Annotated in this window: 13 protein-coding genes and 1 riboswitch; of the genes, 7 read left to right on the forward strand and 6 right to left on the reverse strand. The window is 73.0% G+C overall.

Annotation, left to right across the window (positions count from 1 at the left end):
• Positions 1–21: 21 nt before the first annotated feature.
• A complete protein-coding gene (locus ACZ51S_RS30580) occupies positions 22–741 on the reverse strand; it encodes a GNAT family N-acetyltransferase (protein WP_468888310.1) in 720 nt (239 codons plus the stop codon).
• A gap of 294 nt (positions 742–1,035) precedes the next feature.
• Here ACZ51S_RS30580 and ACZ51S_RS30585 point away from each other — a divergent pair, with 294 nt between their 5' ends.
• Both ACZ51S_RS30585 and ACZ51S_RS30590 read left to right on the forward strand, forming a co-directional pair.
• The gene (locus ACZ51S_RS30585) at positions 1,036–1,836 is read left to right on the forward strand and encodes a carbon-nitrogen hydrolase family protein (RefSeq protein WP_468477007.1); all 801 of its coding nucleotides are present in this window, start codon (positions 1,036–1,038) and stop codon (positions 1,834–1,836) included.
• Positions 1,837–1,901: 65 nt separating this feature from the next.
• Positions 1,902–3,599: a flavin monoamine oxidase family protein gene (locus ACZ51S_RS30590; RefSeq protein WP_468477006.1), complete on the forward strand. Its 1,698-nt coding sequence runs from the start codon at positions 1,902–1,904 to the stop codon at positions 3,597–3,599.
• A 387-nt stretch (positions 3,600–3,986) separates the two neighbouring features.
• On the opposite strand, the gene ACZ51S_RS30595 is transcribed toward ACZ51S_RS30590, so the two are convergent.
• From ACZ51S_RS30595 to ACZ51S_RS30605, 3 genes are all read right to left on the reverse strand, one after another.
• Positions 3,987–4,664 carry a DUF5995 family protein gene (locus tag ACZ51S_RS30595; RefSeq protein WP_468477005.1) on the reverse strand — a complete coding sequence of 226 codons (678 nt, stop codon included), beginning with the start codon at positions 4,662–4,664 and terminating at the stop codon, positions 3,987–3,989.
• A 76-nt stretch (positions 4,665–4,740) separates the two neighbouring features.
• On the reverse strand, positions 4,741–6,129 hold the full coding sequence (locus ACZ51S_RS30600) for a uracil-xanthine permease family protein (RefSeq protein WP_388943820.1): 1,389 nt from the start codon (positions 6,127–6,129) through the stop codon (positions 4,741–4,743).
• An 81-nt stretch (positions 6,130–6,210) separates the two neighbouring features.
• Positions 6,211–7,425, reverse strand: a complete 1,215-nt coding sequence (locus ACZ51S_RS30605) for an MFS transporter (protein ID WP_468962597.1) — start codon at positions 7,423–7,425, stop codon at positions 6,211–6,213.
• A gap of 54 nt (positions 7,426–7,479) precedes the next feature.
• Between ACZ51S_RS30605 and ACZ51S_RS30610 the strand changes: the two genes are divergently transcribed.
• Entirely contained in the window at positions 7,480–8,649 is a 1,170-nt protein-coding gene (locus ACZ51S_RS30610; protein WP_468962600.1) for an ROK family transcriptional regulator, read from the forward strand.
• Between the two features lie 92 nt (positions 8,650–8,741).
• Here the strand turns inward: ACZ51S_RS30610 and ACZ51S_RS30615 are convergent, their stop codons facing one another.
• Both ACZ51S_RS30615 and ACZ51S_RS30620 read right to left on the reverse strand, forming a co-directional pair.
• The gene (locus ACZ51S_RS30615) at positions 8,742–9,488 is read right to left on the reverse strand and encodes an SDR family oxidoreductase (protein ID WP_468477002.1); all 747 of its coding nucleotides are present in this window, start codon (positions 9,486–9,488) and stop codon (positions 8,742–8,744) included.
• Positions 9,489–9,643: 155 nt separating this feature from the next.
• Positions 9,644–11,995: a chitinase C-terminal domain-containing protein gene (locus tag ACZ51S_RS30620; RefSeq protein WP_468962603.1), complete on the reverse strand. Its 2,352-nt coding sequence runs from the start codon at positions 11,993–11,995 to the stop codon at positions 9,644–9,646.
• A gap of 300 nt (positions 11,996–12,295) precedes the next feature.
• Positions 12,296–12,425, forward strand: a riboswitch (FMN riboswitch).
• A gap of 149 nt (positions 12,426–12,574) precedes the next feature.
• On the opposite strand from ACZ51S_RS30620, the gene ribD reads away from it, so the two are divergent.
• From ribD to ACZ51S_RS30640, 4 genes are read left to right on the forward strand one after another with little or no spacing between them, the layout of a single operon-like run.
• The gene (gene ribD, locus ACZ51S_RS30625) at positions 12,575–13,705 is read left to right on the forward strand and encodes a bifunctional diaminohydroxyphosphoribosylaminopyrimidine deaminase/5-amino-6-(5-phosphoribosylamino)uracil reductase RibD (protein WP_468477000.1); all 1,131 of its coding nucleotides are present in this window, start codon (positions 12,575–12,577) and stop codon (positions 13,703–13,705) included.
• Positions 13,706–14,329, forward strand: coding sequence for a riboflavin synthase (locus tag ACZ51S_RS30630; RefSeq protein ID WP_467892738.1), 624 nt, complete (start codon positions 13,706–13,708; stop codon positions 14,327–14,329).
• Positions 14,326–14,979: a nicotinamide mononucleotide transporter family protein gene (locus tag ACZ51S_RS30635; RefSeq protein WP_388943704.1), complete on the forward strand. Its 654-nt coding sequence runs from the start codon at positions 14,326–14,328 to the stop codon at positions 14,977–14,979. Before ACZ51S_RS30630 ends, ACZ51S_RS30635 begins: the two co-directional genes overlap by 4 nt.
• A complete protein-coding gene (locus ACZ51S_RS30640; RefSeq protein ID WP_388943706.1) occupies positions 14,976–16,280 on the forward strand; it encodes a bifunctional 3,4-dihydroxy-2-butanone-4-phosphate synthase/GTP cyclohydrolase II in 1,305 nt (434 codons plus the stop codon). Before ACZ51S_RS30635 ends, ACZ51S_RS30640 begins: the two co-directional genes overlap by 4 nt.
• The last annotated feature ends 32 nt before the right edge of the window (positions 16,281–16,312 follow it).

Raw genomic sequence — 16,312 nt, forward strand, 5'->3', positions numbered from 1 at the left:
CGGGACTCAATGAACCCCGTGTTAAAGCGTGTTACGGATGATCGTTTCCTGCTTCGGGGAGCGCACGCCGATGAAGACCGGCTCGCGGCGCAGGGTGAAGCCCATCGACTCGTACAGCCGGACGGCGCCCGTGTTGTCCGCCATCGCGTGCAGGAAGGGCAGGTCGCCGCGGTCCCGGATCACGGCCGCCACCGACCGGATCAGCCGTCCCGCCAGTCCCCGGCCACGGAAGTCCGGGTGGGTGCACACCGCGCTGATCTCGGTCCAGCCCGGCGGCCGCATCCGTTCCCCGGCCATCGCCACGAGCCGGCCCTCGTGCCGGATCCCGAGATAGGTGCCCAGCTCGACGGTGCGGGGCAGGAAGGGGCCCGGCTCGGTCAGCCGCACCAGCGCCGTCATCTCCGCCACGTCGCCGGGGCCGAGCCGGACCGCCTCCGGCGCGTGCTCCGCCCGTACCGCCCGGCCGTCCAGCTGGACCCCGGGGATGCGCAGCACCGTCTCCCAGTCCGGCGGCGGGGTCGGCAGACCGGTCAGCCAGACCTCCTCGCCCGGGCCGGTCAGCGCGGCCAGGTCCGCCCATGCGGCGGGGTCCTCCGGGTCGGCGAGGGAGGCGAAGGGGTTCACCTCCGGGAGGTAGCGGGCGGCCCCGCGCCCCGAGTACTCGGCGAAGGCGCGGTGCGCGCCGTTCAGGGCGGCCCACACCGGGTTGTCGAGCGGGGAGGCTGGGTTCTCGGCGGCCATGCGGTGCGGGATCCTTCCACGGGGGGTCGGCCGCAGGCTACGCCCCCGGGCCCCGGCCGGCAGCCGGTTTGTCCCGCGGCCGTCAGCTCCCGCCCCCGCCCCCACCGGCCCTCCGGGACCGCCTCCACCGGCCCTCCGGGACTCCCTCCAACGCGCCGCGCAACGAATCTCCGCACATCGGGCGGAAAGCGCAACGAATCGATGCGCCCAGCGCAACGCTCAAGGCTTGTCCAGGTCGAACGTGCGAACGTACCGTTTTACGACCCCCACCCCACCTGTCACAGAGGTACGCCCATGCCCCCGCTGCGCACCGCACTCCTCCAGAGCTCCGGACGGCTCGGCGACACCGCCGAGAACCTGAAGCGGCTCGACGAGGCCGCGGCGCGCGCCGCACAGGGCGGGGCCGGGCTCCTCGTGACCTCGGAGATGTTCCTGACCGGCTACGCGCTGGACCTCCAGGAGGTGCCGGGGTACGCCGAACCGGCCGACGGCGAGTCCGCCCACTCCATCGCGGGCATCGCCCGCCGCCACGGGATCGCCGTCCTGTACGGCTACCCCGAGCGGGACGGCGACACCGTCTACAACTCGGCGCAGCTGATCGGCCCCGACGGCGTCCGGCTGGCGAACTACCGCAAGACCCACCTGTTCGGCTGCTTCGAGCAGGAGGCCTTCACCCCCGGCGACGCCCCCGTCGTGCAGGCGGACCTGAACGGCCTCCGCGTCGGCATCATGATCTGCTACGACGTGGAGTTCCCCGAGAACGTGCGGGCGCACGCGCTCGCCGGGACCGACCTCCTCCTGGTCCCGACCGCGCAGATGCACCCCTTCCAGTTCGTCGCCGAACAGCTGGTCCCCGTACGGGCCTTCGAGAACCAGATGTACGTCGCGTACGTCAACCGGACCGGCCCCGAGGGCGAGTTCGAGTTCGTCGGCCTCAGCTGCCTGGCCGGCCCCGACGGGGTCACCCGCGCCCGGGCCGGCCGCGGCGAGGAAACGGTGTTCGGGGAGGTCGATCCCGAGCTGCTGAAGGCCTCGCGCGAGACCAACCCGTACCTGCGCGACCGCCGCCCCGGGCTCTACGCCTCCCTCGCCTAGGCCCTCCCGCTCCGCCCTCCCCGCCCTCCCGCCCCGCCCGCCCTGCCGCAAGGAGACGTGCCCCCATGACGTCCACGGTGCCCACCACCGCCGTTCCGCACAGCGACGGCCAGCCGCCGATCACCATGTTCGGGCCGGACTTCCCGTACGCCTACGACGACTTCCTCGCCCACCCGGCGGGCCTGGGCCAGATACCGGCGACCGAGCACGGCACGGAGGTCGCCGTCATCGGCGGCGGTCTGTCCGGCATCATCTCCGCCTACGAGCTGATGAAGATGGGCCTCAAGCCCGTCGTGTACGAGGCCGACCAGATCGGCGGCCGCCTGCGGACCGTCGGCTTCGAGGGCGCCGGCACCGAGGGCCTGACCGCGGAGATGGGCGCCATGCGCTTCCCGCCGTCCTCCACCGCGCTCCAGCACTACATCGACCTCGTGGGCCTGCGGACCCAGCCCTTCCCGAACCCGCTGGCCGAGGCCACCCCCTCCACGGTCGTGGACCTCAAGGGCGAGACCCACTACGCCGAGACCATCGCCGACCTCCCGCAGGTCTACCGCGACGTCGCCGCCGCGTGGAACGCCTGCCTCGACGAGGGCGCCGACTTCTCCGACATGAACACCGCGATGCGCGAGCGGGACGTCCCGCGCATCCGCGAGATCTGGGCGAAGCTCGTCGAGAAGCTCGACGACGAGACCTTCTACGGTTTCCTCTGCAAGTCCGAGGCCTTCCAGTCCTTCCGCAAGCGCGAGATCTTCGGCCAGGTCGGCTTCGGCACCGGCGGCTGGGACACCGACTTCCCGAACTCCATCCTGGAGATCCTGCGCGTCGTCTACACCGAGGCCGACGACCACCACCGCGGGATCGTCGGCGGCTCGCAGCAGCTGCCGCTGCGCCTGTGGGAGCGCGAGCCCGAGAAGATCCTGTACTGGGCCCAGGGAACCTCCCTGTCCTCCCTGCACGACGGCACCCCGCGCCCGGCGGTGACCCGCCTGCACCGCACGGCCGGCAACCGCATCACCGTCACCGACGCCTCCGGCGACATCCGCACCTACCGCGCCGCGATCTTCACGGCCCAGTCGTGGATGCTGCTGTCGAAGATCGAGTGCGATGACACGCTCTTCCCGATCGACCACTGGACGGCGATCGAGCGCACCCACTACATGGAGAGCTCGAAGCTGTTCATCCCCGTCGACCGGCCGTTCTGGCTGGACAAGGACGAGGAGACCGGCCGCGACGTCATGTCGATGACGCTCACGGACCGCATGACCCGCGGCACCTACCTGCTGGACAACGGCCCGGACCAGCCGGCCGTGATCTGCCTGTCGTACACCTGGTGCGACGACAGCCTGAAGTGGCTGCCGCTGTCCGCGAACGAGCGGATGGAGGTCATGCTGAAGTCCCTCGGCGAGATCTACCCCAAGGTCGACATCCGCCGCCACATCATCGGCAACCCGGTGACCGTGTCCTGGGAGAACGAGCCGTACTTCATGGGCGCGTTCAAGGCGAACCTGCCCGGCCACTACCGTTACCAGCGGCGCCTGTTCACCCACTTCATGCAGGACCGCCTCCCCGAGGACAAGCGCGGCATCTTCCTCGCGGGCGACGACATCTCCTGGACGGCCGGCTGGGCCGAGGGCGCCGTCCAGACCGCCCTGAACGCGGTCTGGGGCGTCATGCACCACCTCGGCGGCTCCACGGACGCCGCCAACCCGGGCCCGGGCGACGTCTACGACGAGATCGCCCCGGTCGAGCTCCCCGAGGATTAGCCCCTCTTGCCGCACCGCTCGCGCGGTGCGGCGCCAGGGCGCCTTACCGGCTTCGCGCCGCTGCGCCGGACTCCGTCCGGCGTGTGCGGGGCGGGGCCGGTTCGTGCGTCCGGGGCCGGTGGGTCGTGTGCGGCTGGTCGGCCGCCGCGCGGGGCTTGCCCCTCCCCGCCGTTCAACCGTTCTCGTCTCAGTCGCCGGCACATCCGGCCCCGCCGGCGTTTGAGGCGCGGGGGTCTGGGGGCGGAGCCCCAGGAAGGGGTCCGGGCGCAGCCCGGGGAACGGGCGAAGGGCGGGTGGGGGAGCTCCGCCCGCGCAGCGGCTCGGCCCGGCGGCAGGCGACCGGCGGTGTCACCAGCCGACACGGCCCCGCGCAGCGAGCCGGCGGGGTCACCAGGTGGTCGGGCAGCACCGCGCAGCGGATCGGAGCTCCGTCGGGGTCAGCAGGCAGCGGCCCACCAGCCCCACACCGGCGTCGAGGGACTCCTCGAACTCCTCCGCCAGGTCGGGGGAGCGCCGCAGGGTCCACAGCAGACGGGCCGAGGCCCAGGCGCCCGCCCGGGCCCGCTCCAGGCTCCAGGAGCCCAGCAGGTGGGTGAGCGGGTCGGCGACTTCCAGCAGGTCCGGGCCGGGCATCAGGTCCTCCCGGATGCGTTCCTCCAGGGAGACCAGGGTGTCGCCGACCTGGTGGAAGTCGGCCTCGAGGGCCGAGGGCGGGCAGTCCAGCACGCGGCAGGTGGACACCACCGCCAGCGCCAGGTCGTGCCCGATGTGGGCGTTGATCCCGGCCAGCGCGTGCTGGAGGGGGCGCACCCCCGGGTGGCGGCGGTACTGGAGCAGCGGGCGCCAGCAGGCCGGAGCCCGGTCCGCCTCCACCGCCGCCAGGTACCGCTCCGCGAACCGGACGGCCAGCGTCTCGGCCCGCCGGGGTGCCGGGAACTCCCCCTGCCCGATCCGCCGGTACAGGGTGTGCGTCACGGTCATGTACACGCGGTTGAAGACGGCCACACCGTCCTGCGCGGGCAGCCGCTCGTCCAGGGCGCGCATCCGCGCGAGTACCGCTTCCATGTCAGGCAGCGTCCCAGCCGGGACGGCCCGCGCGGGGAACTTGGCCGTGCGCTTCGCCGGTTCGGGCGAAGACCCGTCAACCGCGCTTGTCGACCCGGGTGTCGTAGTCGGAGGTCCCGGAGTCGAGCAGGGGCTCCTGCTCCTTCAGGTGCGCGGGGGCGAAGTAGCGCAGCGCGTGGTAGCCGGTGATCACCACGATGGTGCCGAGCGCGATGCCGCCCAGCTCGAAGCTGTCGGTGAAGTGCAGCTCGACCCCGCCGACGCCGATGATGATGCCCGCCGCGGCCGGGACGAGGTTCAGCGGATTGCGCAGGTCCACCCGGCCGCTGTGCCAGATCTGCGCGCCGAGCAGGCCGATCATGCCGTACAGGATCACGGTGATGCCGCCCAGCACCCCGCCGGGGATCGCGGCCACCACGGCCCCGAACTTCGGGCACAGGCCGAAGAGCAGGGCGAAGCCGGCCGCCGCCCAGTAGGCCGCCGTGGAGTAGACGCGGGTGGCGGCCATGACCCCGATGTTCTCGGAGTACGTGGTGTTCGGCGGGCCGCCCACCGCCGTGGACAGCATGGACGCCGCGCCGTCGGCGGCGATGGCGGTGCCGAGCTTGTCGTCGAGCGGGTCGCCGGTCATCTCGCCGACGGCCTTGATGTGGCCGGCGTTCTCGGCGATCAGCGCGATCACCACGGGCAGTGCGATCAGGACGGCCGACCACTCGAAGGCCGGCGCGTGGAAGGACGGCAGCCCGATCCAGTCGGCCTTGCCCACACCGGAGAGGTCGAGCCGCCAGTGGTCCACGGCCTCGGGGCCGCCCACTGTGGAGTGGATCTTCCCGAAGGCCAGGTCGAAGACCCAGGAGACCGCGTACCCGAAGACCAGGCCGAGGAAGATCGCGACGCGCGACCAGAACCCGCGCAGGCACACCACCGCGAGCCCGGTGAACAGCATGGTCAGCAGGGCCGTCCACTGGTCCTGGGGCCAGTACGTCGAAGCCGTCACCGGCGCCAGGTTGAAGCCGATCAGCATCACGACCGCGCCCGTCACCACCGGCGGCATCGCCGCGTGGATGATCCGCGCCCCGAACCGCTGGACGGCCAGACCCGCCAGGAACAGCGCGGCGCCGACGACGAAGACCGCGCCCGTGACCACCGCGCTGTCCCCGCCGCCCGCCCGGATCGCGGCGGCGACGCCCACGAAGGAGAGCGAGCAGCCCAGGTAGGAGGGGACCCGGCCACGCGTCGCGAGCAGGAAGATCACCGTCGCGATGCCCGACATCATGATCGCCAGGTTCGGGTCCAGGCCCATGAGGACCGGGGCGACGAAGCTCGCGCCGAACATCGCGACGACGTGCTGGGCGCCGAGCCCGGCGGTGCGCGGCCACGACAGCCGCTCCTCCGGCCGCACCACCGCGCCGGGAGCGGGCGTCCGCCCGTCTCCGTGCAGGGTCCAGCCCACGCCGAAGCCCATGTCCCACCACTTCCGTTCCGTCGGCCGATCAAGGATCCTGGCCGCCTGCCGTACGTTCACCGCAGCGGGCCAGCGCATATATTACGGCCGTATAGGGGCTGGTTCGTCCCGATTGGCGGATCCTTCCGCTCCCGGTAGCCGCCGGCCCCCCAGGGCCCCCGCCCCCGCGGTCAGCGCGCACGCCAGCAGGGTCACCAGCCCGAACGAGACCACCAGCGAGCTCGCGTCCGCCACCGCGCCGATAGCCGACGGCGCGATCAGCCCCGAGGTGTAGGTGATAGTCGCCACCCCGGCGATGGCCTGCGCCGGAGCCGGGCCGCTGCGCGCCGCCGCGGCGAAGGCCAGCGGCACCACCACCGCGATGCCGAGCCCGATCAGGGCGAAGCCCGCCATCGCCGCCGCCGGATGCCGGACGCCGACCACGACCAGCCCGCCCGCGACGGCCAGCGCCCCGCCCGCCCGCACCGTGCGCACCGCCCCGAAGCGGTCGACCACCCGGTCCCCGGCGAGCCGGGCCAGCGCCATGGTCAGCGCGAAGGCGGTGGTGGAGGCGGCGGCCGGACCCGCCGCCGCGCCCAGCACGTCCCGCAGGTACACGGCCGACCAGTCCAGGCTCGCCCCCTCGGCGAAGACCGCGCAGAAGCCCACCCCGCCGATCAGCAGGGCCGCCCTCGGGGGCCGGGCGAAGCGCGGCGGGGCCTCCTCCTCGTGCCCGGCGCGCAGGTCGAGCACCCCCCGTACGGCGAGCAGTCCGGCGGCGGTCAGGGCCAGCGCCGCCACCAGGTGGTGCGCCCGGGCGTCGGCCCCGGCGTGGGCGGCGGCCGTACCGGCGGCGGAACCCAGCAGCGCCCCCACGCTCCACATGCCGTGCAGCGAGGACATGACCGAGCGGCCGAGCCGGTTCTCCGTCTCCACCCCGAGGGCGTTCATCGCCACGTCCGACATGCCGGAGGTGGCCCCGTACACGAAGAGCGCCCCGCACAGGGTCCACAGGTCCGGCGCCAGGGCCGGCAGGACCAGCGACAGGGTCCACAGCGCCAGCAGGACGCGCAGGGCGGGGCGGGCGCCGAAGCGGTGACTGATCCGCCCGGCCAGCGGCATCGCGAGGGCCGCCCCCAGGGCGGGGAAGGCCAGGGCCAGGCCCAGGGTGCCCGAGCCTAGCCCGGTGTGCTCCTGGATCCAGGGGATGCGGGTGGCGAAGGAGCCGGTGACGGCGCCGTGCACGCAGAAGACGGCGGCGATCGCGAAGCGGGCGCGGCGCAGCCGCGCGGGGCTGAGGTCGGGTTCCCCGGTCATGGGAAGTAAACTATCAGGGAGCCTGCCTGATAGTTAGTGGGCCGCCTCCCTAGGATGGGCGCCGTGACCCCTGCCAAGGTGCTGACCCCCGCCGCGACGGCCGTGCCGTCCCCCGCCTCCCCGAGCACGGCCCGGGCCATCAACGACCGGCTCGCCCTGGAACTCCTGCAGGAACAGGGCCCCCTGACGGCGGCCCAGCTCAAGCGGCTGACCGGCCTGTCCCGCCCCTCCGTCGCCGACCTGGTCGAACGGCTCGGCGCGGCCGGGCTGATCGAGGTCGTGGGGGAGTCCGGCGCACAGCGGCGCGGCCCCAACGCGCGCCTGTACGGGATCGTCGCCGGCCGGGCCCACCTGGCCGCCCTGGACGTACGGACCGACAGCGCGACCGCCGTGGTCACCGACCTCCTCGGGCACCCCCTGGCGCGGGCGGCGCTGCCGGTAGACGCGGTCGGCGAGGCCGTGGCCCGCCTGGAGGAGCTGGCCCGGGAGGCCGGCGCGCGGCAGCTGCACACGGTGGTCGTCGGCGCCCCCGGACTGGTCACCCCGGCGAGCGGCGACCTGCGCGACACCGGCGGGCTGCCCGCCTGGCACCGGGACCTGGTCGCCGCCCTCCAGCGGAGCCTGCCCGCCAAGGTGGTGGTGGAGAACGAGACCAACCTGGCGGCCCTCGCCGAACAGCGCGTCGGCGCGGCCACCGACCTGGACTCCTTCGTCCTGCTGTGGCTCGGCGCGGGCGTCGGCGCCGCCGTCGTCCTGGACGGGCGGCTGCGCCGGGGCGCCTCCGGCGGGGCCGGGGAGATCGGCTTCCTCCCGGTACCCGGCACCGCCGGGCTGCCCTCCGCCACCGACTGCGGCGGCGGCTTCCACTCCCTGGCCGGACGCGCGGCGGTGGCCGCCCTGGCGGCGGAGCACGGATTCACCGGGCCCGTGGAGGAGGCCGTGGCCGGCGCGTCCGGGGAGGCCTTCCTGGACGCCCTCGCCGAGCGGCTCTCCCTGGGGGCGGCGGCCGTCGCCGCGGTCCTGGACCCGGGCTGCGTGGTCCTCGGCGGGGAGCTCGGCCGCGCGGGCGGCCCCGGCCTCGCCGCCCGCGTCGAGCACCGCCTGGCCGCCCTGACCCCCGTCCCGACAGCGGTCCGCGCCACCGCCCTCGGCGGCCCGGCCGTCCTGGAGGGCGCCCGCCTCGCCGCGCGGGCCGCCGCCCAGGACGACCTGTTCGGAGGCTGAGCGGCGCGCGGCCCGAGCCCGCCGAGGCGGCCCGCCGGCGCGCCCGGAACCCCGCCGAGGCGGCCGGCCGACGCCGCCCGGCTCCCCGGAGCTCAGCCCCGCCGCGCCAGGAACTCCGCGTACGTGCCCCGCCCCACCGCGTGTGCCGGTGCCAGGTTGGCGCCGCGCCGGAAGGCCGCGTACGCCTTCCCCGCGAGCGGCAGCGCCACCACGCGGCGCCTGCGCCCGGTCGCCGCGAGGTGGAGGCGGCCCCACTCCACCAGCGTGCGGGTCTCGGGGCCGCCCATGTCCGGCACCCGGCCCGCCGCGACCGGAACCGCCAGCCGCGCCAGCCGGTCCGCGACCTCCTCGACGGCGATCGGCTGGACCCGTACCCCCTTCGGCAAGGGCACCACCGGCAGCCTGGCCGCCATCCCCACCACCTGGGCCACCAGGTCGTGGAACTGGGTCGTACGCAGGACCGTCACGCCGAGCCCGGACTCCTCCAGCAGCCGCTCCACCGTGTGCTTCATCCGGTAGTAGCCGAAGGGGATGACGTCCACGCCGACGATCGAGACGTAGACGACGTTCGTGACGGTCCCCGCCCGCCGGGCCGCCCGGACCAGGTGCCCGGCGGCCAGGTCGTCGCCCTTGCCCGCGCCGCGCGTGTTGCTCGCGCAGTGGACCACCACCTGCGCGCCGGCCATCGCCGCGTCCAGCCCGCTGCCGTCCCTCAGGTCGACGGGGTGCTCGGCGGAATGCCGGCTCAGAGCCCGGACCTCGTGGCCCTGCTCGCGCAGCCGGGTGACGAGCGGGGCTCCGAGGGTGCCGGTGGCGCCGGTGACGAGGATCGTGCTCATGGTGCGGGGTCCTTCCCTGTCGCGGTGTCTTCGTGCAGGTGACAGGACGGCCCGCCGGAATGTGACGGGCCGGGCGGGGAAGTTCCGTACGCGGGAGGACCCGGTGGCCGCCGGGCCACCGGGTCCTCGTGTTCACCGCGCTCGGCGGGGAAGGGTCAGCAGGCGCCCTGGTCCTTCCAGACGCCCCACTGGCCGGTGGTGCCGGGCTCCTCGTTCTGCGTCCACCACTGGGCCTTCCAGGTGTGGCCCTTGTGCGAGACCACGCTGCCGGAGTTGTAGACCGTGCCCGCGGCGTACGCCGGGCTGGTGCACGTCCCCGGGGTGGTGGGCGGGGTGGTCGGGGGAGTGGTGGGCGGGGTGGTCGGGGGAGTGGTCGGCGGCTGGGTGCCGCCGGGCTCCGCCGTCGTGGTGCCGCGCGCCAGGTCACCGGCGAGGGCGTAGGCGGTGCCGGAGATGTTCACCGTCCAGTTGGAGGGCGTGGACACCGGCAGGTAGTAGTTGAACGCGAGGTCGACCGAGGCGCCCGGGGCCAGCGTCTGCCAGGCCGGGAGCTTCAGGGAGACCCGCTGGAAGTCGCCCTTGAGGCCGCCGACGTTGTTGCCGCTGTGGCCGGTGGCGATCACCTTGGTGCCGAAGCCGGACTGGTCCGAGGCGTTGGCCGGGGCCGAGGTGCCGTAGTCGAACTGGAACTCGGTGCCGCCGGGCAGCGTCGTCCTCGTGTTGTTGGTGATCTTGAGCTTGGGGGTGATCGGGTAGTTGGAGTCGCCCAGCTTGAACTCGGTGAACTCCGCCTTGATGTCCACGGCCCGCGCGGGCAGCGCGGCGCCCGCCTTCTTCGCGCCGTACGGGGTGGCCGCCTTGAACTTGTCGTACATCAGGGAGGTGAGCGTGTCGCCCATCTCGTACTGGCCCTTGGCCGCGTTGTAGGAGTAGTCGCCGGCCAGCTCCCAGACCATCGTGCCGCCGATGCCCTTGTCGATCACGTAGTCGGCCTTGGCCGCCACCGACTGCTCGTCCTCCGTCGACAGGAAGACCTTCTTCTGCGCGTTCCACAGCCACGGCGCCACCAGGGTGGAGTCGTACTTGCGGGCGTAGCTGCCGGTCAGGGTGGTGTTCGCGGGGAAGCCGTACCTGGTGACGTAGTCGCCGACGACGCCCTTCTCCAGGTTCTTGGCGTGCCACATCGGGTTGGAGCCCGCCGGGGACTCGGCCCCGTTGGCGTCCTTGTCGTGCCACAGGTTGTCGATGCCGACCGCGCCGTCACCGCACTTGGTCAGACCGGCGCCCGCCGGGCAGCTGGTGGCCGGGGCCTTGCCCCACAGGCCGTCCGTGCCGCCCTGCACGTTCTTGAAGCCGCGGGTGTAGTACGGCAGGCCGATGTTGATCCGGCCCGACGGCATCGAACCGCGGAAGTAGTGGTAGGCCCAGTCGGTGTTGAGGTAGCCGACGCCGCCGTACTGGGAGGTGGAGTAGACGCCGGCGGCGGCCAGTTCGGCGTCCTTGCCGTCGTCGAAGAGGGAGGCGTTGGGGCCGACGTACTCGTTCCAGGCGCCGTGCAGGTCGTAGGACATGATGTTGACGTAGTCCAGGTACTTCTGCATCTGGAACGTCTCCATGCCCCGCAGCAGGTAGCCGGAGGAGGGGGCGGCGACGGACAGCAGGTAGTGCTTGCCGTCGGCGGCGCCCGCGCGGTCGAGCTTCTCGCGCAGGGTCCTCATGAGGACGTCGTAGCCCTTGACCAGGCCGGCGCGGCGGGCGTTGGACAGCTGCCAGTCCAGCGGGTTGCCCGCGTCCTTCATGGTGGTCGGGTACTCGTAGTCGATGTCGACGCCGTTGAACCCGTACTTCCGGATGAACTCGACGGAGGAATCCGCGAAGGTCTCGATGCCGGCCGTGTTGACGGAGCCGTCGGCGTTGGTGGCCATCGAGTAGAACCCGCCGGAGGCGACCCGGTTCCCGTCGTCGCCGAAGTAGCCGCCGGTCTCGGCCCAGCCGCCGACCGAGATGAGCGTCTTGACGTCCGGGTACTGCTTCTTGAACTTGTTCAGCAGGTTGAAGTGGCCCTTGTAGGGGAGGGACGGGTCCATCTCGGCGCCCGCGACGCCCGGCCAGGTCATCCCGGTGGCGGCGTTGTTCGCGTTGTCCGCGCCGACCGAGAGCCTGTTGTCGGCGCCGACGTGGGCGAAGGCGTAGTTCAGGTGGGTGACCTTGGACCACGGGACGTTGTTGACGAGGTAGGCGGGGCTGCCGTCCTTGCCGGTGCGCCATCCGGTGAAGTAACCGATGACGCGGCGCTGGTGGTCGGCGCCCATCTTCTCGCGGCCTTCGGAGTCGTAGACCGAGCAGTACGGGACGTCGACACCGGTGGTCTTGTACAGCCCGTCCGGGCGGCAGCTCTCGTTGTCGGCGGCGTGGGACACGCCGGCCGAGAGCCCGCCGGCCAGCAGACCGGCGATCGCCGCGCCGGATGCCAGCAGCATCGCTCTCGTACGTGTGGGGGACGGCATGGTGTCTCCTGGGGAGGGGAGGGTGGCGGGGCCAACGTGCGGCAACAGGCAGGAAGGTGGCGCTGGTTGGCCCGTGACGTGCGCACGTCGACAGGCCGGCTCCCGGGGAAGATGAAGGGAACGTTAAGAGGACTAGACCAACCCGTCAATAGGTCTGGACCAAAGCGCTGAGGGGTGGGATCGCGGCACCACCGGCACTGGAGCGGCGCGCTCGAGAACGGCTCGCTTGTGAGTCAGGCCACAGCGCTTCACCCGCATGGCCGCCGAGCGCCCGTGGCACACTGGCCCTAGTACCAGTAGCAGCGCACTCCGGGGTCGGTGTAATTCCGAACCGGCGGTATAGTCCGCGACCCGTCCGCATCCAGCGGCCGGTTGACCAGGTGAGATTCCTGGACCGACGGTTAAAGTCCGGATGGGAGGCAGTGCGCGGCGGGCCAGTCACCGGTACGCCGCCGTCGGCGGTCCATCGGCGTATCCCCAGCGGATACGTGTCGGACGGACCGATTCCCCGGCCCCGGCGTTCCCGCGTGCCACCCGCTTCATCTGTCGTATCCCGACAGGCCCCGGAGTCCGTGCCCGATGAGGCAGGAGGACCCGGTGGCGACACACGCCGCGCAGGCAGCACCCGACCCGAGCATCACCGCGATGCGCCGGGCCATCGAGCTGGCCTCCCGCGGACTCGGCTCCACCAGCCCCAACCCCGTCGTCGGCTGCGTCATCACCGACCCCGCCGGCGCCGTCGTCGGAGAAGGCTGGCACGAGCGGGCCGGCGGCCCCCACGCCGAGGTCCACGCCCTGCGCGCCGCGGGACCGGCCGCCCGCGGCGGCACCGCCTACGTCACCCTCGAGCCCTGCAACCACACCGGCCGGACCGGCCCCTGCGCCCAGGCCCTCATCGAGGCCGGCATCGCCCGCGTGGTCTACGCCGTCCCCGACCCGAACCCGCAGGCCAGCGGGGGCGGAGCCACCCTGCGCGCCGCCGGGGTCGCCACCGAGGCCGGGTTCCTCGCCGACGAGGCCGAGCGGGGCAACGCCGCCTGGCTCACCTCCGTACGGCTGGGCCGCCCGCACGTCACCTGGAAGTACGCCGCCACCCTCGACGGCCGCAGCGCCGCCGAGGACGGCAGCAGCCGCTGGATCACCTCCGCCGAGTCCCGCGCCGACGTCCACCGGCTGCGCGCCGAGGCCGACGCCGTCCTCGTCGGCGGCGGTACCCTGCGCGCCGACGACCCGCACCTGGCCGTACGGGGCATCGAGGGGGCCGTCCAGCCGCTGCGCGTCGCCGTCGACACCCGCGCCGGCCTCCCGCCGACCGCCCGCATCCTCGACGACGCCGGCCCCACCCTGATCGTCACCGGCGAGGACGCCGACACCTCGCACCTGCCCGGCGCCGACGTGCTCCGGCTGCCCCTGCACGACGGCCGCGTCGCCGTCCCCGAACTCCTGGAGCGGCTGTACGGGCGCGGAGTGCGCTCCGTCCTCCTCGAAGGCGGCCCCACCCTCGCCGGAGCCTTCCTGGAGGCCGGGGCCGTGGACCGGGTTGTCGGCTACATCGCCCCCGCCCTCCTCGGCGCCGGACCCGCCGCCCTCGCCGGCGCCGGCATCACGAACATCGCCCACGCGGTCCGCCTCGAGATCACCGAGGCCGTCCGCACCGGCACCGATCTGCGCATCACCGCCGTTCCCGCCAACGCCCCCAAGGAGCACTGAGTGTTCACCGGAATCGTCGAAGAACTGGGCGAGGTCACCGCCGTCGAGCAGCTCGCCGAGGCCTCCCGCTTCCGCCTGCGCGGCCCCGTCGTGACCGAAGGCGCCAAGCACGGCGACTCGATCGCCGTCAACGGCGTCTGCCTGACCGTGGTGGACACCGCGGACGGGGAGTTCACCGCCGACGTCATGCAGGAGACCCTCAACCGGTCCAGCCTCGGCGCCCTGACCGCCGGCTCCCGGGTCAACCTGGAGCGCCCCATGGCCCTCGGCGGACGGCTCGGCGGCCACCTCGTGCAGGGGCACGTCGACGGCACCGGCCGGATCATCTCCCGCACGCCCTCCGAGCACTGGGAGATCGTCAAGGTCGCGCTGCCGGAGAACCTCGCAAGGTACGTCGTAGAGAAGGGCTCTATCACTGTGGACGGCGTCAGCCTCACCGTGGTCGAGGCCGCCGCCGACTACTTCACCATCAGCCTCATCCCCACCACCCTCGCGCTGACCACCCTCGGCATCAAGCAGAGCGGCGACCCGGTCAACCTCGAGGTCGACGTCCTCGCCAAGTACGTCGAGCGCCTGCTGGCCGCCGGCGTGAACCCCCTCCACGCGAAGGAGACGGAGCAGTGACCGCCCTGACCTGGCTCAACGCCCAGGCCTTCGAGGTCTTCGGCCAGAAGGTCATCTGGTCCGACATGATCGGCAACCTGATCGGCCTGGCCGCGCTCGCCCTCGGCTGGCGCCGCTCCATATGGACCTGGCCCGCGCAGCTCCTCTCCGGGCTGATCCTGGTCGCCGCCTACGCCTCCGCCCACCTCGCGGGCGGCGTCGGCAAGCAGCTCCTGGTGATCTCCGTCGCCGTCTGGGGCTGGCGCGCCTGGCAGCTCGGCCGGCAGAAGGCCCAGGACGGCTCCATCGCCGTGCGCACCGCCACCTGGCGGGAACGCGGACTGCTCCTCGCCGGAGCGGCCGCCGGCACCCTCGCCGTGGGCGGCCTGTTCACCCTCTACCCGAACCTGTCGTGGAGCCCCTGGGCCGACGCCTACATCTTCGTCGGCACGATCGTGGCGATGGTGGCCCAGGCCCGCGGCCTCGTCGAGTTCTGGTTCGCCTGGCTCCTCGTCGACCTCGTCGGCGTCCCCCTCGCCTTCAACAGCGGCCTGGCCTTCTCCGGCCTCGTCTACGTCGTCTACTTCGCGCTCGTCCTGTGGGGCGCCTACGACTGGTACCAGCGTTCGCGCACCACCCCCGCCACGGCCCTCGAAGGAGCAACGGCATGACCACCATCCTCAAGTCCGTGCCGGACCCGGCCTCACCGGACGCCCAGGAGACCTTCCTCCTCGACCCCGTCGAGCAGGCCATCCGCGACATCGCCGCCGGCCGCCCCGTGGTCGTCGTCGACGACGAGGACCGCGAGAACGAGGGCGACCTCGTCATCGCCGCCGAGAAGGCCACCCCCGAGATCGTCGCGTTCATGATGAGCGAGTGCCGGGGCCTGATCTGCGCGCCGATGGAGGGCGACGAGCTGGAGCGCCTGGAGCTCCCGCAGATGGTCCAGAACAACACCGAGTCGATGAAGACCGCCTTCACCGTCTCCGTCGACGCCGGCGCCGAGCACGGCGTCACCACCGGGATCTCCGCCGCCGACCGCGCCACCACCCTGCGCCTGCTGGCCAACGGCACGTCGCAGCCGGGCGACTTCGTCCGCCCCGGCCACGTCTTCCCGCTGCGCGCCAAGGCCGGCGGGGTGCTGGTCCGCAACGGCCACACCGAGGCCGCCGTCGACCTCGCCCGCCTCGCGGGCCTGCGCCCCGCGGGCGCCATCGTGGAGATCGCCGGCGAGGACGGGGTCATGCTGCGGCTGCCCGAGCTGATCCCCTTCGCCCGCAAGCACGGCCTGACGATCATCTCCATCGAGGACCTGATCGCCTACCGCCGCTCCTCCGAGCCGACCGTGCGCCGCGAGGCCGAGGTCAGCCTGCCGACCGCCGTCGGCGAGTTCACGGCGTACGGCTACCGCTCCACCGCCGACGGCGTCGAGCACGTCGCCCTCGTCCACGGCGAGGTCGGCGACGGCGAGGGCGTCCTCGTCCGGATGCACTCCGAATGCCTGACCGGAGACATCTTCCAGTCCCAGCGCTGCGACTGCGGCCCCCAGCTCCAGGCCGCCATGGCCCGCATCCAGGCGGAGGGCCGCGGCGTGGTCGTCTACCTGCGCGGCCACGAGGGCCGCGGCATCGGACTGCTGTCCAAGCTGCGCGCCTACGAGCTCCAGGAGCTCGGCCGCGACACCCTGGACGCCAACCTGGAACTGGGCCTGCCCGCCGACGCCCGCGACTACGGCGCCGGCGCCCAGATCCTCGCCGACCTCGGCGTCCGGAGCGTCCGGCTGCTGACCAACAACCCCGACAAGTCGGCGGCCCTCGTCCGCCACGGCATCGCCGTCTCCGGCCGGGAGTCCATGCCCATTGAGGCCGGCGAGCACAACCTGCGGTACCTGCGCACCAAGCGGGACCGGATGGGCCACGACCTGCCCTGGCTGGAGGGTGCCGTGCACACCTCCGCCTGCGGCAACCAGTAACCACCCAGACACACCACTCGTACACACCAGCG

Source organism: Streptomyces sp. NPDC034043 (genome assembly GCF_055575675.1).